The organism is Haematobacter genomosp. 1, from assembly GCF_002196855.1.
Lineage (GTDB): Bacteria > Pseudomonadota > Alphaproteobacteria > Rhodobacterales > Rhodobacteraceae > Haematobacter.
The window spans coordinates 127,550-149,369 of sequence record NZ_NIPW01000027.1 but is presented as its reverse complement, the minus strand read 5'-3'; the positions used below and the strand labels follow the sequence as shown (position 1 = coordinate 149,369).

At 63.6% G+C, this 21,820-nt stretch carries 14 protein-coding genes, 1 tRNA gene and 2 pseudogenes; 9 read left to right on the top strand and 8 right to left on the bottom strand.

Going from position 1 to position 21,820, the window contains the following annotated elements; translation table 11 throughout:
• The first annotated feature begins 42 nt into the window (after positions 1-42).
• The 9 genes from traA (at position 43) to CDV49_RS14145 (ending at position 10,583) form a co-directional block, all read left to right on the top strand.
• Positions 43-3,006, top strand: a complete 2,964-nt coding sequence (gene traA / locus CDV49_RS14185; RefSeq protein WP_088216109.1) for a Ti-type conjugative transfer relaxase TraA — start codon at positions 43-45, stop codon at positions 3,004-3,006.
• Between the two features lie 257 nt (positions 3,007-3,263).
• Complete coding sequence (gene drt3a, locus CDV49_RS14180; protein WP_179209223.1) at positions 3,264-4,610, top strand: antiviral reverse transcriptase Drt3a; 1,347 nt, start codon at positions 3,264-3,266, stop codon at positions 4,608-4,610.
• A complete protein-coding gene (drt3b, locus tag CDV49_RS14175; RefSeq protein ID WP_088216071.1) occupies positions 4,603-6,684 on the top strand; it encodes an antiviral reverse transcriptase Drt3b in 2,082 nt (693 codons plus the stop codon). The genes drt3a and drt3b overlap by 8 nt, the downstream gene beginning before the upstream one ends.
• Positions 6,685-7,380: 696 nt before the next feature.
• Positions 7,381-7,599, top strand: a complete 219-nt coding sequence (locus tag CDV49_RS14170) for a helix-turn-helix transcriptional regulator (RefSeq protein WP_088216070.1) — start codon at positions 7,381-7,383, stop codon at positions 7,597-7,599.
• Positions 7,589-7,846, top strand: a complete 258-nt coding sequence (locus CDV49_RS14165; RefSeq protein ID WP_088216069.1) for a hypothetical protein — start codon at positions 7,589-7,591, stop codon at positions 7,844-7,846. Before CDV49_RS14170 ends, CDV49_RS14165 begins: the two co-directional genes overlap by 11 nt.
• An 86-nt stretch (positions 7,847-7,932) precedes the next feature.
• Positions 7,933-8,205: a type II toxin-antitoxin system VapB family antitoxin gene (locus CDV49_RS14160; protein WP_088216068.1), complete on the top strand. Its 273-nt coding sequence runs from the start codon at positions 7,933-7,935 to the stop codon at positions 8,203-8,205.
• Positions 8,202-8,615, top strand: a complete 414-nt coding sequence (locus CDV49_RS14155; RefSeq protein WP_088216067.1) for a type II toxin-antitoxin system VapC family toxin — start codon at positions 8,202-8,204, stop codon at positions 8,613-8,615. The genes CDV49_RS14160 and CDV49_RS14155 overlap by 4 nt, the downstream gene beginning before the upstream one ends.
• On the top strand, positions 8,615-8,824 hold the full coding sequence (locus CDV49_RS20740; protein WP_088216066.1) for a hypothetical protein: 210 nt from the start codon (positions 8,615-8,617) through the stop codon (positions 8,822-8,824). The genes CDV49_RS14155 and CDV49_RS20740 overlap by 1 nt, the downstream gene beginning before the upstream one ends.
• 16 nt (positions 8,825-8,840) lie before the next feature.
• Positions 8,841-10,583, top strand: coding sequence for a recombinase family protein (locus CDV49_RS14145; protein WP_088216065.1), 1,743 nt, complete (start codon positions 8,841-8,843; stop codon positions 10,581-10,583).
• Between the two features lie 593 nt (positions 10,584-11,176).
• On the opposite strand, the pseudogene CDV49_RS14140 reads toward CDV49_RS14145, so the two are convergent.
• The 8 genes and pseudogenes from CDV49_RS14140 to CDV49_RS14105 form a co-directional block, all read right to left on the bottom strand.
• Positions 11,177-12,009: pseudogene (locus tag CDV49_RS14140) on the bottom strand (DUF3883 domain-containing protein).
• Between the two features lie 349 nt (positions 12,010-12,358).
• Positions 12,359-12,448 (bottom strand) — tRNA-Ser (locus CDV49_RS14135).
• Between the two features lie 688 nt (positions 12,449-13,136).
• A pseudogene (locus tag CDV49_RS14130) lies at positions 13,137-14,241 on the bottom strand (bifunctional transcriptional activator/DNA repair enzyme AdaA).
• A gap of 63 nt (positions 14,242-14,304) precedes the next feature.
• On the bottom strand, positions 14,305-15,222 hold the full coding sequence (locus CDV49_RS14125; protein WP_088216064.1) for a LysR substrate-binding domain-containing protein: 918 nt from the start codon (positions 15,220-15,222) through the stop codon (positions 14,305-14,307).
• A 73-nt stretch (positions 15,223-15,295) separates the two neighbouring features.
• Positions 15,296-16,507, bottom strand: a complete 1,212-nt coding sequence (locus CDV49_RS14120; RefSeq protein WP_088216063.1) for an NAD(P)/FAD-dependent oxidoreductase — start codon at positions 16,505-16,507, stop codon at positions 15,296-15,298.
• A 287-nt stretch (positions 16,508-16,794) separates the two neighbouring features.
• Complete coding sequence (locus CDV49_RS14115; RefSeq protein ID WP_088216062.1) at positions 16,795-17,610, bottom strand: NAD-dependent epimerase/dehydratase family protein; 816 nt, start codon at positions 17,608-17,610, stop codon at positions 16,795-16,797.
• 303 nt (positions 17,611-17,913) lie between these two features.
• Positions 17,914-19,590, bottom strand: a complete 1,677-nt coding sequence (locus tag CDV49_RS14110) for a hydantoinase B/oxoprolinase family protein (protein WP_088216107.1) — start codon at positions 19,588-19,590, stop codon at positions 17,914-17,916.
• A 145-nt stretch (positions 19,591-19,735) separates the two neighbouring features.
• Positions 19,736-21,820, bottom strand: coding sequence for a hydantoinase/oxoprolinase family protein (locus CDV49_RS14105; protein ID WP_088216061.1), 2,085 nt, complete (start codon positions 21,818-21,820; stop codon positions 19,736-19,738).

Here is a 21,820-nt window from a genome sequence, read left to right as displayed (position 1 = left end):
GTCGTTCCGACGTGCGCTTGAGCGTGGCAATGCTTGATCGCGATGGCGATCTATCATCTTCACGTCAAGGTCATCGGCCGCAAGGCCGGAAGCAGCGCGGTGGCGTCCGCCGCCTACCGCTCCGCCTCGCGGCTGCGCGACGAACGCATCGACCGTGTGCAGGACTTTTCCGCCAAGCGCGGCGTCGTCCATTCCGAGGTGCTGTTGCCCGAGAACGCACCGGAGGCATGGAACGACCGCGAACGGCTGTGGAACGATGTCGAGGCGTTCGAGGTCAGGAAGGACGCCCAACTTGCCCGCGAGGTGGAGTTCGCCATTCCCCGCGAGATGACGGAGCGCCAAGGCATCGAGCTTGCCCGCGATTTTGCGCAGGCCGAGTTTGTCGATCAGGGCATGATCGCCGACCTGAATGTGCATTGGGACATCGGCAAGGACGGGATGCCGAGACCCCATGCCCATGTCATGCTCGCCATGCGCTCGGTGGACGAGAACGGTTTCGGCCAGAAGGTTCGGGACTGGAACCGCACGGAGATGGTGGAGCGGTGGCGCGAGCGCTGGGCAAGCCAAGTCAACGAGCGCCTTGCCGAACTCGACATCGACGCGCGGATTGACCACCGCAGTCTTGAGGCGCAGGGCATCGGCTTGGAGCCGCAGAGCCAGATCGGCGCACCCGCACAAAGGATCGAAGGCATTGAAGCTGCCGACCGCGTGGACATGCACCGCGAGATCGCCCGCAACAACGGCGCGCGGATCATCGCCGATCCTTCCATAGGATTGGACGCGATCACGCACCAGCAATCGACCTTCACGCGGCGCGACATGGCGATGTTCGCGCACCGGCATAGCGACGGCATTGACCAGTTCAACGAGGTGATGGGTGCAATACGCAACGCGCCCTATCTGGTCGAACTCGGGCAGGACGGACGCGGTGAAGATCGGCTCACCACGCGCAACATGATCGAGGCGGAGCAGCGCCTTCATCGCGCGGCGGAATTGATGGCGGAATGCGAACGCCATGAAGTCAACGAGGCCGACAGGCAGGCGGCATTGGCCCGCGCCGAACAGCGCGGCCTTGTCCTGTCCGGGGAGCAGGCCGAGGCGCTGGCGCATGTCACGGATGGGCGCGACCTTGGCATTGTCGTCGGCTATGCCGGAACGGGAAAGAGCGCCATGCTCGGCGTGGCGCGCGAGGCTTGGGAGGCGGCGGGCTATGAGGTTCGTGGCGTCGCCTTGTCTGGTATCGCGGCCGAGAATCTGGAAAGCGGATCGGGCATTGCATCCCGCACCATCGCCAGCATGGAACATGGCTGGGAAAACGGGCGCGACCTGCTCACGTCCCGCGAAGTGCTTGTCATCGATGAAGCGGGCATGGTCGGCACGCGCCAGATGGAGCGTGTTCTGTCCCATGCCGCCGAGGCCGGGGCAAAGGTGGTGCTGGTCGGCGATCCGCAGCAGTTGCAATCTATCGAGGCGGGCGCGGCGTTCCGCTCGATCCACGAACGTCATGGCGGCGTGGAAATCCATGAGGTGCGCCGCCAGCGGGAAGACTGGCAGCGCGACGCCACCCGCAATCTGGCGACCGGCAGGACCGGCGAAGCGATCCATGCCTATGACCGTTACGACATGGTGCATCAGGCCACGACTCGCGAGCAGGGCCGTGACGAACTGATCGACCGTTGGGACCGTCAGCGTCAGGCATCGCCCGACAGCAGCCGCATCATCCTTACCCACACCAATGCCGAGGTGCGGGAACTCAACGAGGCCGCCCGCGACCGGATGCGGGAGGCTGGCGATCTTGGCGAGAACGTGCGCGTCACCGTTGAACGCGGCGAACGCAACTTCGCCGCAGGGGATCGCGTCATGTTCCTGCAAAACGAGCGCAGCCTGGGCGTGAAGAACGGCACGCTCGGGACCATCGAACGGGTCAACGAACAATCCATGTCGGTTCGCACCGATGACGGGCGCTCCGTCGCCTTTGACCTCAAGGACTACGACCGCATCGACCACGGCTATGCCGCGACCATCCACAAGGCGCAGGGCATGACGGTGGACCGGACGCATGTGCTGGCGACACCGGGCTTGGACGCCCACGGCAGCTATGTCGCCCTGTCGCGGCATCGCGACGGCATGGACCTGCATTACGGCCACGACGACTTCGCCAGTCAGGACAAGCTCATCAACACCCTGTCGCGCGACCGGGCCAAGGACATGGCGACGGATTACGACCCGGCGCAGGACTATGCCGAGCGGCGCGGCATCACCTTCCGTGCCCGCATCGCCGAGATCATGCGCAAACTCGTGCCCGAGAGCATCCGCGACAGGATCGACGGCATGCTAGACAGGTTGCGCCAGCGCGGTGACGGCGCACCCGGCCCCGCAGTCGGTGCAGGGCCGGAAAGGGCCGGGAAACAGGCGGTGGAGCAGCAGGCCGAGGTTGACCCAGAGGCGGCGTTGCACCGCGCCCGTGGCCGGGCCTTCGTCCGTCATGCCCGTGCCGTGGACGCAGTCTTCAAGGCGCAGGAACAGGGCGGCAAGGCCAGCTCGGAACAGGTGCAGGAGTTGCACGACGCCCGCAAGGTGTTCGAGGACGTGCGGCCCTACGGCTCGCACGATGCCGAATCCGCCTACAAGAAGAATCCCGAGCTTGCGACGGAGGCAGCCACGGGACGCACCGCCCGCGCGATCCGCGCCCTGCAACTGGAAACCGAAATCCGCACCGATCCCCAGCGCAGTGCAGACCGTTTCGTGGAGCGCTGGCAGAGGCTGGATCAGGCCAGCCAGCGCCAATATCAGGCGGGCGACATGTCCGGCTACCGATCCACGCGGGCCGAGATGGGCGACATGGCGAACAGGCTGCAACGCGATCCGCAGCTTGAATCTATTCTCGCCAACCGCAAGCAGCAACTCGGCATCGGCGGTGACATCGACTCAGGGCGCAGCCTTGGCCGGGTACTGGCCTTCACGCACGGCCTTGACCTTGGCAGGGGCCGGGGTCTCGGCCTGTAGAACCGGCCATGCCACTCCAGACTGGCAGCTCCGCCCTCATTTCGGGCATTCGAGGGCACACGCCGGTCATTCACCGCCGCATGGCAACATCAGCTTTGCGCCCTCGTTGCGGCGGTTCGAGATATCGACGCGCGGTGCCAAAAGTTGCCAGATTGCCGTTTCGCAACTAACGGCTTCTCAACGTTGCGGTTAGGCTCCAATTTGCACATCATCGCACATAGTCACGGACCCGAATCAAATGGAATGAGCTGCCAGTAATGCTCGATCAGATGTTCACTGCGGAGAATTTTCGACGAATCTACGATGCCGAGAACCGCAAGGGCCTCGATCTGGCTAGCCGGTATTTCCCGACGCTCGAACCGCACACCCTCGCAGTTCGCGACAAGGTAAAAGGCATTCGCGAACATCGTGCGCTCGAACAGACGATGGCGGCGGACGTGTTCGAGGCGACGCTGTTGAAGCTGAAAGCTGAACTCACCGATTTGAAGGCTTCCAAATCTGCGATCGTCGATGATCTCATGGACGACATCAGCCAGAAGGTTCTCAAGCCGAGCTTCAGGATCGACCTGTCGCAAAAGACTGGACCGAAGGGAAAACCTGTTTTCTGCATTGACGCGGACCCGGAGACCTTCTTCGTCATCAAGCAACTCCAGCGGAACATCCATCGCATCTACGGTGTCAAGCAGGCCAACCGTCACGACCTAGTTTGCCAGCTTCGCGACATGCTCGGCAGCCAATTCCCTTTTGAGCTGGTGCGTACCGACATCTCTTCATTTTATGAGAGCATCAACCGCAAGCGGCTGGTCGAAAAGCTGGATCGCGACCAACTCTTGAGCCCCGCGTCTAAGAAATACATTAAGCAGGTGCTGGACTCGTACGGCGCTATTTCCGGCATGGCGAACGGCGTTCCGCGGGGCGTAGGCATCAGCGCCTATCTGGCCGAGCTTTACCTGCGACCGGTAGATAAGGCGATCCGGGCGATCCCAGGACTAGTTCTGTATTGTCGTTTTGTCGATGATATCGTGGCCGTGTTTGCTCGGCCGCCGGCCGGTAAAAACCTCGGCTCGTTCAAGGATCTGATCATCACGATCTTTGGCGAAAACGGACTCGCACACAACGCGGACAAAACCTCGGAGTTTAACCTCGCCGACAGCGCACCGAAAAAGTTCGAGTATCTCGGTTATCGCTTCCATCTCAAATCCGGGCAGTTTGAGATCAGCCCGAGCGCGGCCAAAGTCGCGAAGTATCGCTCGCGGATGAATGCTGCCTTTGCTGAATATTGGCGGGAGAGGCCGGTCAATCCCAGAGGAGCATTCCGTAAACTTGTCGGGCGAGTCAAATTCCTGACCGGAAATACCCGGCTTTCGAATAGTAAATCGCGCGCCGCCACTGGAATATACTTCAACAATTCGATCGCGACTGACCTGTCGAGCTTGGAATTTCTCGATAAGCGACTCAAGACTCGCATCGTGGAACTCAAGCGGACCAGCCTGCAAAAGCAGCTTAAAAAGCTGAAATTCACGACAGGCTTCCAGCAGCGCCGCTATCATAATTTCAGTTCGCGAGAGTTGCACGTGATCGTACGGGCCTGGAAACATGGCTAAGCGGCGCGTCTCACTCACTCATCGGAAGCAGCGGTCGGTCCTCACAGACATGCTGCCGTTCGAAGTGCCTCCAACATTTTCCAATCGGGGCTACTACCGCTTTCTTCGGGACCACAGCATCGAGATCGAAAGTGGTCAGTTACGCTGGATTTGCGACACCGACGCCCTTGACCGCACGATGCGGCTTTTGTTCGGCATCAACACCACCGCCGTCATCGCCACGGAGGTCGTGACCGAATGGGGCAAAGTTAAAACCCGCCGCTCCGTGCCCATCGGTAAGTGTCAGATGGCGACCATCCCGTTTAATTTCCGGGTCGCGCATAATCTCGACGGTCGCACGCTGAGCATCGTCCATCCCCGCAACCAGGTCGCGGTAGCGAGCTTCTATGCGACGCATAGCGCGTTGATCATCTATCACACGTCCGTTAGCGAGTTCTCGATTCGCCGTCCGGTGTCGGTGTCCCGCTACGCGTATTACAAGGACAAACTGCACGAAGAGCGGTTGGACGCGGTCGCGGGGCTTGAGGAGGAGGATCGGGAGTACGAGCAGCTCGGCTCCTACTTCGTCTATCGGAAATACCGCAACATCCACCGCTTCTTCGAGTCATACAAATATCATCGTAGCGAGAAGAAATACGACGCGATGGTGCAGATCGACGTAAGCAAGTGCTTCGACAGCGTTTATACACATTCGCTGCCGTGGGCCGTGCTGGGCAAGGACCAGACGAAATTCAATCTGGAAGAATCAAAACGCACCTTTGGAGGGCGCTTCGATGCGCTCATGCAAAATCTTAATCACAAAGAAACTAATGGCATCGTCATTGGTCCCGAGTTCTCACGCATTTTTGCCGAGATCATTTTGCAGTCGGTTGATTCGCAACTGCTCACGCAACTGGTCGAGGAAGCCAACCTAACCCACAAAGTTGATTACGAAATTTTTCGCTACGTTGACGACTTCTTCGTTTTCTACAACGAGGAATCGACGAAGCTCAAAGTCTTCGAGACGCTCCAGGAGATTCTTAAAAGTAAGAAGCTGAGCATCAACACGGCGAAGATCAGGCATTACCAAAAGCCGATCATCACCGAGATCACGATTGCCAAAGAACGCATTTCGACCCTTTTGAATGCCGAGATCGATCCGCTTTGCGAAGAGGAACCGCTGGCCGATACCTCCAAGCCGCCAAAGCAGAAGCTGGTCTGTGCGATCAATGCGAACCGACTGATCATCCGGTACAAGGCGGCCATCAAGGAGGCAGGCGTCACTTATGGCGATCTGCTAAATTACACCTTCGCGATTACCGAAAACAAGATCGAGAAGCTCTTCAAGGCTTATGTCGCTAGTGACCAATCGGACCGGGACCGCAAGCGCCTCTCGAATGCCTTGCTGGCGATCATGGAGTTCGCCTTCTTCGCGTACTCGGCGAGCCCCAAGGTCAATCACACGATCCGCATCTGCCGGATGATCGCGACTTCCGTGGATTTCCTGCACGTGCAGGGTCTCCCTTACGAGCAGAAGCATCTGCTGTTTAAGTACGTTCATGACAACTTGATGCAGCAGCTCGAAAAGAACACGATGAGCGTGCATCGTGAAGTTGAGAGCCTATACTTTCTCATTTCTCTATCGCAGATCGGGCGAGAATACTGGCTGCCAGTCTCTGTCCTGCTAAAGCACTTCCTCATTGAGGAGAAAAAGGACGATTCTGGCGTGGTGAGTTTGGTTAGAGGTGCAGGCTTCATGAACCATTTCTCGGTTACGATCCTGCTGTCATACATCAAGGACAAGGTCAGATATGCGCAGCTGAAAGCCTTCCTCGAGGCTCACATCATCGCTAAGCTCGGATACATGAAGGCTCATTGCCCGAACGATGCCGAGACGCTGATCATGCTGCTCGACCTCGTCGTGTGTCCTTACATAAGCACCGCCACCAAGGATGCGATCGGCCAGATTTTCGGGCTGGATGCGGCGGGTCTTGCCTCCGTCAAATCTGCCAACGACCATTGGTTTACCACATGGGGCGATAAATTCGATCTCGGCAAGGAGCTGGACGCGAAGCGCAGTCGTGAGGTATACTGACTTTGGCGCTCCGCTTTACCCTTAATGGCTGTTGGCAGCCCACACACAAGCGCCCTCTCTTCTCCTATATCAATTGGGGGTTGGGTCACTGGACGGTAGAAGCGGGCCGTCTCACCCCCGTTGTGATCGCGACCGACCGCCCCTTTTAAGCATCGGTTTCTCGTTTACCTCGCTTGAAAGCTGCCAGCCGCTATCGGCCCCATTTTTGACAGCCGCCGAATGTCTGCTTTCGAGCCGGGTGTTACAGAGCAGACTCTCCGCAGACCACCACCGTTTCCGTTCTAGGGAAAGCCTTTACTGCTTCCCTGCATGGCGATGGACCTGAACCGGACGGTCAACGCCGCAGCCGCTTCGCTGTGGCGCGTCCCGCCATCCTTGCCGGGCCTGTTCACGCCCAAAGAAATCGTTATGCGTATGTAAGACTTGGCGGGAACGTCGGCGCGCTCTCGCGGACCCATTGGGATTTGATGCATTATAAAACAGATCGAATCAGGTTTACACTTCGACCCGGCAATGGCCCTCATCCACGACCTATCACTTCTATAGGGATGAAAGACCGAACCCTACGACCATCCTTTTTACCGCCGATTGTATCCTATAGTACGATGAGGTGAAAAATACTCTTGCGCGCACGGAACTGCTTGTTCTGACTGGATCGGAAGCCGTCAGAAACAACCAGCAGGAGGCAGCGCAGCTATGCGTCAACCAGATCGTATCATCCGCCTTGACACCGTCCGCGCCCGCACCGGCCTGTCCCGGTCGACCATCTACCGCAAGATCGCAGAGGGCACGTTTCCGGCCCAGCTCAGGATCAGCACCAACGGCGCGGGATGGAAGGAATCCGACATCAACCGATGGGTTGCTAACCCCGTCGCGTGGCGGCCACGAAGCGAGTTCGACTTCGATGACTTCTGAGCGCGAGGACGAGGGCGGGGAGCAGAGACCGGCGAACGATAACCGCCCGCCCGATGGACAGGATGTCGGGAGCGAAGCCGATGTGTCGGAGCGGGTGGATGCGGTGGTGCTGACCATTGCCCGCTTGATCGGACGCCAGATCGCGCGAGAGCAATTTAATGCGTTGCAGGCCGCCAACGACAACCAGCCGCCTACTCGCCGCGCGGGCGCGAAGGAAGATCGTTCCGGAGAGGATAAGGATTCATAGCGGTCGAAGGATCGAAGCTTCGATGTTTTCCATTGAAGGATCGGCAGGGAATCGGTATATATGAAACGTCTAGAAAGGAGGCTGCCATGGCCTTAAGCATCAAGACCGAGGAAGCGGATCGGCTGGCGCGCGAATTGTCCCGCATGACCGGCGAGACCATGACGGACGCCATCACCCAGGCCATGCGCGAGCGGCTGGACCGGCTGAGGGCCGAACAGGAAGCGCATGTCGATTATGTCGCGCGCGCGCAGGCCTTCGTCCGCAAGCATGCCGATAAGTTCGACCGCCGCCCTGTGACGAAGCAGGAATGGGATGAGGCGGTCGGAGACACCCCCGAAGAATTGGGCTTCCCGAAATGATGGTGGTCGACAGTTCGGCCCTGATCGCGATTCTATTCGAGGAGCCGGAAGGGCCGGACTGCACCGAGGCGCTTGAAGCCGCATCGTCCCGTTCGATCTCGGCCGTCAACTATGTGGAGACCGGAACGGTTCTCGCCGGGCGGCTCGCTAAAGGGCAACGGGCGAAGGCCATCGAAATACTCGACGGCTTCCTCGCAACGCTGCGCATCGACATCGCACCGCTTGACGAGAACCTTGCCCGTTCGGCGATGAACGCACGGCTGGAATACGGCAAGGGGTTCGGCACGCGCGGCGGTCTGAACTTCGGTGACTGCTTTGCCTATGCCCTCGCCAAGCGGCATTCGGTCCCGCTTCTGTATGTCGGGGACGACTTCGCGCTGACCGACGTGCAATCGGCTTTGGTAAGATAATGGTCGATTGTCAGGCCGCAGAGCAGAAGGCTGAGAACATGACGCAAACGCAACGCTATAAACACCCGCAACTGCCGCAGTCTCGCAAAGAGACGGCGGCCGACTTTCTTAAGGCACGCTGTGGGACTGCGCAGCGTGGCGATCTGACGAAGCTTCTGGACCGGGCACCGGACGTACCGCCGGTGCCGCAGGATGCTATCAAGGACTGACCGAACGGAGACCGTAATGACGCGCGCCGCACTCTATGCCCGCTATTCCTCCGACAACCAGCGCGAAGCCTCCATCGAGGACCAGTTCCGCCTGTGTCGCGAACATGCGGTGCGGGAACGGTGGGAGATCGTCGGCTCCTATGAGGATGCGGCCATCTCCGGATCGAGCACGATCCTGCGTCCAGGCATCCAGAGGCTAATGCGCGATGCGCAGCATGGAGAGTTCAACATCTTGGTGGCCGAAGCGCTGGATCGGATCAGCCGCGATCAGGCGGATGTAGCGACCCTCTACAAGCATTTGAAGTTCGCAGGCGTGACCATCGTCACGCTGGCCGAAGGCGAAATCTCCGAGCTTCACGTCGGCCTCAAGGGGACGATGAATGCGCTGTTCCTGAAAGACCTTGCCATGAAGACCCATCGCGGCCTGCGGGGCAGGGTGGAGAAGGGCAAGGCCGGGGGAGGGCTCTGCTACGGCTATCGCGTCATCAAGAAGTTCGATGCCGAGGGAGAGCCGATCCGGGGCGACCGCGAGATCGTGCCAGAGGAAGCGAAGATCGTCCGGCGCATCTTCCGCGAGTTCGCCTCCGGCAAGAGCCCGAAAGCTATCGCCGTCGATCTGAATCGGGACGGTATCCCCGGTCCGCTCGGCCGTGCATGGGGCGACACCAGCATTCGCGGCCATGTCTCGCGCGGCACCGGCATCATCAACAACGAGCTTTATGCCGGGGTGCTGGTCTGGAACCGCCAGCGCTTCGTGAAAGACCCATCCACCGGCAAGCGTGTCTCACGGCCGAACCCGCCGGAAAAGTGGATCAGGAGTGAGGTGTCGCATCTGCGGATCGTGGACGACGCGCACTGGAACGCGGTTCGCGCGCGGCAGGAGGACATCGCCATCCGGTTCGAGGCGACCGCCGAAGGCGTCAGGAAGGCGAAGGCCCGCAAGCTGCACGAGAAGAAGCGGCCCGTGTCCCTTCTATCCGGCTTGCTCACCTGCGGCTGCTGTGAAGGCAAATACGGCCTCATCCTGCGCGACCGCTATGGCTGTCTCAACCATCACCGGCGCGGCACCTGCGACAACAACAAGACCATCACGCGCGAGAAGATCGAGGAGCGCGTGCTGTCCGGCCTCAAGGACAGGCTGATCTCCGCCCGTGCCGTCGAGGAAACGGTACGCGCCTTTGCCGAGGAGATGAACCGCCTCAACAGGGAGCGCCGCGCGCAGGGTGAACAGGACCGCAAGGCGCTGGAGAAGATCGATAAGGCCATCGCCGGGATCATCGCGGCCATCGAGGACGGCATGTATCAGCCGTCGATGAAAGCGCGCATGGACGAGTTGGAGCGTCAGAAGGCCGAGATCGTCGCGCGCCAAGCCCAAGCACCGGCCGACACGCCGGACGTTCATCCCAATATCGCCAGCATCTACCGCAAGCGGGTGGAGCGGTTCACGGATGCGCTGCGCAATGACGACGATGGCCGTGTCGCCGCCGAGGAACTGCGCTCGCTGATCGAGGAAGTTGTCCTTATGCCGGGCGACAAGCGCGGCGAGGTCCACGCCAAGCTACGCGGCGAGTTGTTCGGCATTCTCGACTTCGTTGATGCGGAACACAGGCAAAGACCCGGCGAAGTTAGGACTAAGGTTGAAGCCAGCCCCCGCAACCAAATCCATAAAGTCAACAATACATGCAGCCCCGCCACCAGCGGGGCCTTCCGCATTCGCAGAAACCATAAGAAATACAAAGAGAGCGTAAGCGCTGCATAATCACGCCCCGCGTCTCGCGAGGCTCTTTGCGCTTGGCTGCCGCTCCGCCCATCTCATGCACCGGTCGCCCGCAGGCCACTGAAAGGGAATCGCAAAGGCACCGTGCAAATGGAGCTCCAGGCCGGGTGCGCTGCTATCCCTCTTCCGTCCTGAAAGACCTCGAGAATTGCTGAACCCGCTTGCGGTATACCAGCGCCATCGCGGTATGCGGTAGGAGAAGCCGCCCATCCGCCTCGGCCGGGATGCTCTAACATTGGTCTTTCCTCCGGCGCCGAGTCCCCTGAATCTGCGCAAGAAGAAGAACGAGCGGTCGAAAATCATGCTGCCCGCCGACTGCAGTCCATGCAAGGATCAGACGCAGGACCCGCACAATCCTGGCGCCCCCGGCGGGGCTGGCGCATGGATGCAGGCAAATCTACCATGAGCCAGGAACTGGCCGAAGCGGTCCGTCGGGCCGAGCGCCATGTCAGCCGCCAGAGTTTCTCAAACGCCTAACCTGCCGCTGCGCGGCATTGCCGATGAGCCTCTATGACCTGTGTTTTCTCTTCAGAGAGACAGGGCAGGAGCAGGCTGGGCGGGCCTTGCACTGATCCTCAACAAAAACTCGCCTGAAAGGACGTCGCAGTCAGCGAGACATGCGCGTCCAGCGGCGGGTGCAGCTCAAACGCTTTCGGCTCGCTCGCGAAGTTCCAGAGCCGGAACAGGGACCATTCCGAACGCCGCTCCTCGGCCACGTCCAGCTCGTTGCGGCTGATCTGGAAAGGGGTGCGTTCCCAGCCATTCGTCGTCTTCACCTCGATCAGGCGCGGACGGCCATCGGGCGCGAAGCTGGCGATATCGTAGCCGGCACCATCGCCATCCTCCTCCGACACCCACCGGACCTTGCACGCAAGATCGTCGCGGCCCGCTGATTTCAGGGCGGCTCGTTCGTGGGCCAGGACGCGCTCCTCACCGGCCCGGCCGAGGGCGCGGTTTCGCTCATCTCTGGCCGCGACATCGAATTTGCGGGCAATATGCAGCATCTGCTCCAGCTCCTGCGGAGGCGGCTGGTTCGACAACGTGGGCGGCGGCCCGATCCAGATCCGGCGCGCCTCCGCGAGGCCGGTCGTCGCTCTGGTGCCCGACTGGCGGCCGAGCCACGCCGGGTTTAGCGCCAGCCAACGCGCCACGGCATCCACCAGCGTCATCTGGAAATTGAATGCTGGCTTGTAACCCGGGATCCAGTCCTCACCCAGCCCCTTCAGCACGGCGCTGATGTTCTGGTGCTTGAACTCGACCGATCCCTCGGACCGATCATTCAACAGCGGCAGAAGCACGCGGCGATGCTCGGCCTTGTTGTAGGGCCGCCCAGCCAGATCATCAGCATCGCGAAGTAGTCCGCGACGATCAGGTTGTTTTCTTCATCGGTCCAAGGCCCGTTCGACATTGCGCCAGGCTAGGGGTGGAAACTGCGTTTGTCATCAGAGACTTCGCGCAAAACTCCCAAGACATACCATCTACCACGCCGCCCGTGTCGTCGCTCCGTCTCCATCGAAACAAGCCGGAACCAGCGAAACACGGGCGCAACGTGCTCCGGTCAGTTCGTTGAAATCTATGGGGGTTTTGAACCCGTCTCGCCGAGAGCGAGGGGCAGGTGGAAAGAGACGGCGGGCGTTCGGAGACCGATCTCGCGCGGGTGGGCCGTCTCCGAAGGGCGGATGGCTCCTGCAAACCCCTTTGGCACATAAAGAAAAAGGCCCCGAGAGGGACCTGTTTTCGGGTTTGCAATGTGCAAGTGGCGGAGTGGAAGGGATTCGAACCCTCGAGACGGTTTCCCGCCTGCACCCTTAGCAGGGGTGTGCCTTCGACCACTCGGCCACCACTCCGTTGGCCGGTATAGGGGGGAAGAAACGCGAAAACAAGGTCAAATCCTCCCTGCGTGCAGAAGTAGGTTTTCTGATTATATTTCCGTAAGATATGACGAACAGAAGAATGACACAGTGGCCCCGGCCCTCCGGCTTCGGCACAAGTCCGTCAGGTCAGACGTGGGGATTGCGGTAGAGCATTGGGCTCGGCCCATGCAGACAGATGCATCGCATGGGTAGTTCGGCAGACCGCTGAATAGTCGGGCGCCTACTTGGGCTTGCGTTGAGACTACCTGGGCTTGCGTTGAACGCCAGAAATCGATCTGGTCACGAGCCAAAACTTGCGATTTCCCGGGTAATCTTCAACAATGGAGAAAGATTCCTGCCCCTAGGCGACCGCAGAATGCGTTTTCAGCAGCCTGTTAGCATGCTGACATTGGGCTATCGCCTGCAACAACCCGAGGCAGCGGCCACCACGATCTCGGAACCGTCTTTCGGGCGATGGAATGCAGCGTCAGGCCTTCGTTTTCTGGCATGAGAACCGGAGCACCGAAACTGTAGCCTGCAGCGCGAGTGAAGGAACGCCCGGATGCGAGCCGGAGGGCGATTTACCGGTCCCCGTCCATTACGGTAACTCCAATGCGAGACAGACGGAATTCCGGCTGCTTCGACGGATGTCGGCGAAACATGAACGCGTCCTCGGCGAAGCTCATTGTGGCGCAGACGCGAAGGGGGTGTCGCCGTGGTGGAGGGGGCGGGATGGCTCCTCACGCAACATCCGCTCGATTTCTATCAGCCGCTGCTTTCGCCACAAGCCGCCTCCGTAACCCGTCAGGGAACCGTCGGCCCCGATCACGCGGTGACAGGGGATCATCAGGGCGATCTGGTTCGCGCCATTGGCGCGGGCGACGGCGCGGGTGGCCGTGGGGCGGCCGATCTGGCGCGCGATGTCGCTGTAACTCCGGGTCTCGCCCACGGGTATTTCGCGCAGCGCCTGCCACACGGCGCGGGTGAAGGGGCTGGCCGCCAGTGCCAGCGGCACGGTGAACTGCGCCGAGCGTGCCGCGAAATAGGCCTCCAGCTCCGCCGCCGCCTGATCGGAGGGCGGCGCCGCCCACGCCGATCCCGCCGGGCGCAGCAGACCGCAGGCGGGACAGCTCGGCGGGAAGCGCCTTGCGATCGATGAATTCCAGCAGATGCAGGTGGGTCGGACTGCTGACGGCGATCATGTCACCCAGTGGCGTGGGGATCCATGTCGCCTGCAGGAGCGCCTCGCTTCGAAGCGCGCCGGGAGCGCAGCCCAAAAGCCGCGCGAAGGCGATGCGAAAGACGCTTGGGCTGTCGAAACTCGCCTCATGCTGCGCGGTGATGACCTTGGCCCCGGTGGCGAGCGACTGGAAACCATCGCGGAGCCGCCGTTGCCGCGCCATCTCGAGGAAGGTCATGCCGAAGTGTCGCCGGAAACTGCGCCGCACGGTCGACGGGTCATGGCCCAGGCGCTCCACCTCCGCCTCCGACCAGCGGAAGCCGGGCCGTTCCTCCATCGCGTCAAGCAGCGCCGCGACGGTCGGGTCGGCCAGCGCCGCGGCCTTCAACGGGTGGCAGCGTTTGCAGGGGCGGTAGCCGGCCTCGATACATTCGCCGATGGTGGCGTGGAAAGTGCAGTGCTTCGCCAGCGGCTTGCGGGCGGGGCATGTCAGCCGGCAGAAGATGCCGGTGGAAGAGACGCAGACGAAGGCCTGCCCGTCGAAACGGGGATCCCGCGCGAGCAGGGCGTCATAAAGCGTGGCGGGATCAGGAAGGTTGAACAGCATGGGCCGGTTCTACCATGCGGGCGCAAGGCGGGACGTCGGAAATCGGGCGTCTATTCTCATTTGTCAGGGCAGGGGGATGTCCTTGCTCCACTCCTGCGCCGTGATCCAGTCGCACAGCAGCGCGATCATCGGGCGGCGGCGATGGGCGCGCGGCAGCACCAGCGAAAAGGCGGGCACATCGGCGGGCGCCATGCCGGAGAGCGCGTCGATCCCGAGCGGGGCGACAAGCAGGCCCGACCGGATATCGTCGAGCGCATCCGCGCGTGAGAGCAGCCCCACGCCCAGCCCGGCGAGTGTCGCGCGGCGCATGGTCTCCGCATCCTGAAACGACACGCCGCCCGCTCCGGCGGACAGATCGACCCCCAGATGCCGGAGCACCCTGTCCCACATCTCCGGCGCGGCCATCGTGTGCAGCAGGGGTGCGTGTTGCAGGTCGTCGGGCCTGCGGATGGCGGCCGCGACGGAGGGCCGGGCCGCGATGACCTTTGGATCGCGGATGAGCAGGTGGCTCTCATGCCCCGGCCAGCTTCCGAAGCCCCATTGCACCGCGACATCCACCTCGTCCCGGTCGAAGTCCGGCAGTTCGACCATGGTGGTCAGCCGGATATCGGCAGAGGGCGCGATATCGCGAAACCCCGCGAGCCGGGGCAGCAGGTAACGGGTGGCGAAGTAGGGGCTGGCGTTCAGGGTGATGCGGGTGCGCCGGGGAGCGGTCACACGGCGGATCCCCTCGGCCATTTCCTCGAAGCCGGAGGCGACGTAATGGCCCAGAAGCAGTGCCGCCTCCGTCGGCTCCGCGGCGCGCCCGCGCCGCTCGAAAAGCGGCAGCCCGAGCACGCTTTCCAGATGCCTCACCTGCTGGCTCACCGCCTGGGGGCTGACGCGCAGGTCGTCCGCGGCGCCCCGGAAGCTGCGGGCGCGCATCACCGCGTCGAACGCGCGGAGCGCATTCAGCGGGGGCAGGGCGTTGCGGTCTGTCACTCCCTCTCCCTCCCGCGCGCGGCAGCCGGGGGCGCGGGGGCTCGATGCCCCCGAGGCGCCGACCTCCCCGCCGTCAGGAGATCACCGCCTTTTCAAGAAACGGCCGCCCCGCCGCGATCCTGTCGAAACCTGCGTCGCTGAGGTCGAGCGTGCGGAACCCGCCGTAGGTGATGAGCTCGGAAATCCCCCGGCCCGCTGCCGGCCCCTGTTGCAGCCCGTGGCCGGAGAAGCCGGTGGCGAAGTAGAAGTTCGGCAATTCGGGCGCCGGCCCCACGATCAGGTTGTGATCGAACACGTTGAAATCGTAATGTCCCGCCCATTGGTTCACCACGCGGATCGCCTCGAAATTCGGCGAGCGCTCGGCCAGCGCGGGCCAGATGATCTCCTCGAACTCCGAATAGACGGGCTCGAAATCGTCGTAATCCACCGCCACGTCGTTCACGGGCGGCGCTCCGGCCAGGAAGTAGCGCCCTTCCGGTCGGCAGAAGATGCCGGTCGTGTCGATCATAAGCGGAAGCCGCCCGCCCGCGACCGTCGCCGTGCCTTCCGGGCTTTTCTCGCAGGAAAAGACGAAGAGCGTGCGCTTGCGCGGCTCCACAGGAACGGTGAGGCCCGCCATTTCTGCCGTGCGTTTCGACCGCGCGCCGGAGGCGTTGACGACCATCCCCGCGCTGATGACCCGGCCCGATTTCAGCGTGACGGAGGCGACCCGCCCCGCCTGCTGCCCGATCGCGACGACCTCATCGGTTGTGTATTCCGCGCCGAGCGCCGCCGCCTTCTTACGGAAGCCCCACATCAGCCCGGTGTTGGAAAACCATCCCTCGCCGCTCTGCCCGTAGGAGGCCATGAGGATGTCGTCCGTGTTCAGATGCGGGAAGGCGCGCGACAGCTCCTCCCGGTCCCAGAGCACGGTATCGGCGCCACAGGCCGCCTGCACGGCATGGGCTTCGCGCAGATACTCGACCATCCCCGTCGTATTGGCGAGGTAGAGATACCCCGCCTCATGGAAGTGAAGGTCGGGCCGCTCATCCCCGGGCACGCCCATGATCTCGGGGAAGCGCTTGATGAACTCCACCCCGAACTTGCCGATCTCCACGTTGATCGGGTTGGAATACTGCTGCCGGATGCCCGCGGCAGAGAGCGAGGTGGAGGCGGTGCGATAGGTGGAATCCCGCTCCACCACCAGGATGCTGCCGTCGAAATCGGGATTGGCGGCAAGGAAATAGGCACAGGCGGAGCCGATCACCGCCCCTCCCACGATCACCACGTCATATTGTTCGCGCATCGCTTCGTCTCATCATCAGGGCGGGCCGCCCGGGGGAAAGCGCCCGGGCCGGCTGCCGGGCGCGAGGCTATCTCAGAACACCGGAGCCGGGGTCAGGCCCCGTGCCGGCGGGCGGGTGCCATTCGCGCATGCCGCCGATCTCGCGGGCAGGCAGGCGCTCAGGCCCGGAACCCCGTGTCAGGGGCGGAACCGGAGCAGCGCCGCTGGCGGAAACCCGGCGCATGGTGCGCCCCGCCGCCCCGCGCGCGGACGTCCGTGGCCCGTGGGGGAACCGGCGCCGTGATCGGTCACGCCGGGTCGTCCGGGTGCGGGAAGGTCACGTAGACGCCGCCATAACGCTTGACCTCGGGCGCGTTCGGGTCGGGCCAGGGCACCGATCCCTCCACCTTGGCGCGAAAGGCTTCCGTATTGTCCTGCGGCTGATAGCCGATGTGCCCGGCCTTGGAATCGTCCACCACTTTCAGGCGGTTGTCCGACATGCCGAAGGCGATGGTATGGCCCACCCGCGGCGCCATCAGCCCGCGCGTGACATATTGCACGCAGTCCCGGAAGGAGAGCCAAGACCACAGGTGGCGATGATCCTCCGGCTCCGGGAAGGAGGAGAAGATCCGCAGGCACAGCGTCTCGATGCCCCACTTGTCCCAGTAGAGCCGCGACAGATCCTCCACGAAGCATTTCGACAGGCCGTAGAGCGTATCGGGCCGTGCGGGGGTCGTCGCGTCGATATGGCTTTCCAGCTTGTGGAAGCCGATGGCATGGACGGAGGAGGCGAAGACGATCCGCTTCACCCTGTGCTGCCGTGCGCTTTCATAGATGTTGTAGCTGCCGGAGATGGTGGAGTTCAGCACATCTTCCCACGGCCGCTCGCGCGAGGCGCCGCCGAAATGCACGATGGCATCGACGCCCTTCACCATCTCGCTCACCGCCGCCATGTCGCCCAGATCGCAGATCGCGGCTTCCTCGTTCGGCTGGAGATCGGCGATTTCCACCCGGTCGTTCAGGCGGAGTTTCTGCGCGAACGGGGCCAGCCCCTTGCGGAGTTCCGTGCCCAGCATTCCGGCCGCGCCGGTGATGAGGATCGTATCATAGCGGGGAGTGGTCATGCGGCCTCCGGTCTGGTTGCTGACGATGGTATGCCCCGGCGCGGGCGGGCGCCAGAGACTGCTGTTCGGCGGGGTGCGATACAGGCGCCAGTGCGCCGTCCGTGTAGGTCTGGCGCGGGCGGAGCACTGCAGGAACGCCTGCCGCCGTGCCCCGCGGGGTCGCATAGCAGCGTCGCGGTTCGGCGCGGGTGCCCTTCCCAGCGGCGGTCCCCTGCGATGCTCTGCGCGGAAGCCCCCGGCGGCAACCCGTCATTGGCGCACAGGAGCGCATCGGGGGTGCGGAATCGTGATCCACAGCGCGTTTCAAGCGTCCGTCTCCCCCTTGCGCCCCGGTGCGGCGGTCTCCGCCGCGTCCCCGGTCGCGCCGGCCTCCGTCACATAGCCTTTCCGGCGGTCGTTCGCACGGTCCTCCGCGCTTCTGTCGGCGGGGTCTCCGAAGCCGCCGCCGCCCGGAGCCTTCAGGATCAGCCGTCGGCCCGCGGGGACATGCTGCCAGCCCTTCGGGCGCATTACCGTGCCGTCATCCAGTTCCACCGCGCCCTTTGCACCATCCCGTCCGCCCTCACGGCCCTTCGGCGCATGGTGGACCCGGTCGAACATGGCGGAGAAGTCGATCTCATGGCCCGCTGCCGGCGCGATCTCGATGATCTGGCCCAGCCCGCCGCGCTGCGCGCCCTCGCCACCCGAATCCGGCCGAAGTTCCTTGCGCCAGATGACGATGGGGCCGGTCTGCTCCGTCGCCTCGATCGGCATGGTCATCACACCGGAGGGAAAGGCGGTGGCCGACAGCCCGTCGATGGCGGGGCGCGCGCCGCCGCCGCCGGAGTTGAACATCAGCACCTCCGCCCGCCGCCCCGCCTGTCCGGCCACCGGCTTCACCGACAGATGGATGTTCCACAGCGACCCGGCCCCTTCCGCCTGCACCTGTCCGGGCAGCGCCTGCGCCACCGCGCCGAGCACGAGGTCCGGCACCATATGTCCCATCACGTGCCGCAGGCTCACCGGCGCGGGCCGCTCGGCGTTCAGGATCGACCCGGCAGGCGCCTCGATGGTGAACAGCGCGAGCGAGGCGGAGTTGTTCGGGATATCGGGCGCCACCACGCATTTCAGCGCGTAGCAGGCATAGGCCTTCGTATAGATGACCGGCACGTTGATGCCCCAGCGGCTGACCGGATCGGTGCCGGCGAAATCCACATGCACCCGGTTGTCGCCGATCGTCACCTCGCAGGCCAGCTTCACCGGCTCGTCGTAGCCATCCGTCACCAGCACGTTGGACCATGATCCCTTGGGCAAAGCGCGGATCCGCTCCAGCGTCGCCGCATGGGTGCGGGAGAAGATGAACTCGCCCAGCCGGTCCAGCGTGTCGATCCCCACCTCGCGCATCATGTCCACCAGCCGCCGGTGGCCGACTTCGTTGCAGGCGGAGAGCGAGTAGAAATCCCCCACCACCTGATTGGGCTCCCGCACGTTGGCGCGCAGCAGGCGGATCAGGTCGCGGTTGACCTCGCCGCGCTCCGCGAACTTCATGATCGGGATCTGGATGCCTTCCTCATAGACGGATTTCCCGTCCGCGCCGAAGCCGCGCCCGCCCACATCGACCACATGCGCGGTGCAGGCGAAGAAGCCGACCAGCCGCCCGTCAAGGAACGATGGCGAGACCATGGTGATGTCATGCAGGTGCCCCGTGCCCAGCCAGGGGTCGTTGGTCACATAGGTATCGCCCTCATACATCTCCTCCCGCGGGATCTCTGCGAGGAAGTTGAGCACCGCCTCCGCCATGGTGTTCACATGGCCGGGCGTACCGGTGACGGCCTGCGCCAGCATCCGCCCCTCCGGGTCGAACACCCCCGCCGACAGATCCCCCGCCTCCCGCACGGAGGTGGAGAAGGCGGTGCGGATCAGCGTCAGCGCCTGTTCCTCCACCACGGAGATCAGCCGGTTCCACATCACCTGCATGCGGATTTCGTCAACGCCCGTCATCTCGTTCATCGGATCGTCTCCTGCGGGGTGGTCAGGGTGGTGGCATGTGGGGTGGTGAGTAGGGTGGCATGTGGGGCCGCCCAGGGTGCGGCTGGTGCGGCCGCCGGAGAAGGGGAGAGAGCGGCCAGGGTGAGGACGGGCCGCATCACGCCACGTCCTTGCGGGTGAGGAGGAGGGAGCCGTCGTCCTGCATCGTGACATCGAAGGGGGAGGTCACGACAGTCGATGTCTCCCGTTCCACGATGATCGCGGGCCCCGCGACACGTGCGCCGGGGGTGAGCGCGCCGCGGTCCACGATGGCGGTCGGCAGGTGCCGCCCGGAGGCCGGGTCGAACACCTCGCGCGTGGGACCGCTCACGGTCTCCGTTCCCGTGCGGATCGTCCGCGTCTCGGGCAGGGGGCGCTCGTCCTCCACCCGGACGGACCAGGTGACGATCTCAACCTCCAGCCCGCCCAGCCCGTCAATGGCCCGTCCGAAGAAACGGGCGTAGGCGGTGCGGAACGCCTCGCGCAAGGCCTGGGCATCGCCCGGCGCGAAGGGGCGGTCGGCGAGCGGCACGGGGATCTCCCAGCCCTGTCCGGCATAGCGCATGAAGGCGGTGATCTCGCGCCGGATCGGCCCCGTCGCCCCCTCCCGCACGAAATGCTCCGCCGTCTCCTTCAACTCCTCCAGCATGGCGTTCACCGCCGCCACGTCGAAATCCGACAGCCGCGTCAGCTTGGAGGCCAGCGCCTCATAGCCGAAGGGCGCGCGCAGGAACCCGATGGCGGAGCCGACGCCCGCGCCCTCCGGGATCAGGCAGCGGTCCACGCCCAGCTTCTCGCACAGCCGGGCCGCGTGCAGGGGGGCCGCGCCGCCGAAGGCGATCATCACGTTCTCTCCGATGACCTTGCCATTCTCCACCGCGTGGACGCGGGCGGCATTGGCCATGTTCTCGTCCACCACCTCGGCGATGCCGAAGGCCGCGTCGAGCGGCGTGAGGTTCAGCCGCGCCGCCACTTCCCGCTCCACCGCCCGCCGGGAGGCGCCCGCATCCAGCACGATGGCGCCGCCCGCGAAATTGTCGGGGTCGATCTTGCCCAGCAGCACATCGGCATCGGTGATGGCCGGACGCTCGCCCCCGCGCCCGTAGCAGGCGGGGCCGGGTTCGGAACCCGCGCTTTCCGGGCCGGTCTGGATGCGGCCCATCGCATCCACCCAGGCCAGCGAGCCGCCGCCCGCGCCGATCTCGATCATCTCGATCACCGGGATGGAGATCGGCATCCCCGATCCCTTGGCGAAGCGGGTGGTGCGAGCCACCTCAAACGTGCGGGCGGTCTTGGGCTGAAAACCCTCGATCAGGCAGATCTTCGCCGTGGTCCCGCCCATGTCATAGCTCACCACCTTTTCCAGCCCGAAACGGCGGGCGATGTCGGCGGCAAAGATCGCGCCCCCTGCGGGGCCGGATTCCACCAGCCGCACCGGGAACTCCGCCGCCGTCTCCACCGAGATCAGGCCGCCGCCCGAATGGATCATGAAGACGGGGCAATCCGCGCCCATCTCCCGCAACCGGACCTGCAGCCGGGCGAGGTAGCTGGCCATCTGCGGGCGGACATAGGCATTGGCGGCGACGGTGTTGAACCGCTCGTATTCCCGCATCTGGGGGGAGACCTCGCTGGAGAGCGAGATCGGCACATCGAGCCGCGCCGACAGGATCTCCCGCGCGCGGCGTTCATGCGCGGGGTTCATGTAGGAATGGATGAACCCCACTGCGACGGCGCCGAACCCGTCCTCCGCCAGCCGTTCCGCCAGCGCCTCCAGCGCCGGTTCGTCCAGCGGTTCGAGTTCGCAGCCGTCCGCCCCGAGCCGCCCGCGAACCGGGAAGCGGTGGTCACGCGGGATAAGGGGCTGCGGCAAGCGGATGTTGAGGTCATACTGGTCGAAGCGGCTTTCCGTCCGCATCTCGATCACGTCGCGGAACCCCTCCGTGGTGATCAGCGCGGTTTTCGCCCCCCGCCGTTCGATCAGCGCGTTGGTGGCAAGCGTGGTGCCATGGATCACCAGATCCAGATCGGCGGGCGTCAGCGCCGCCTCCTTCAGAACGACGGCTATTCCGTCCAGAATCGCCTGTTCCGGTGCGGTATAGTTGGTCAGAACCTTGGTGGAGAAGATGCGCCCGTCGCGTTCCAGCGCGATGTCGGTGAAGGTGCCGCCGATATCGGCGCCAAGGCGGACGGGCGTTCGGGTCAT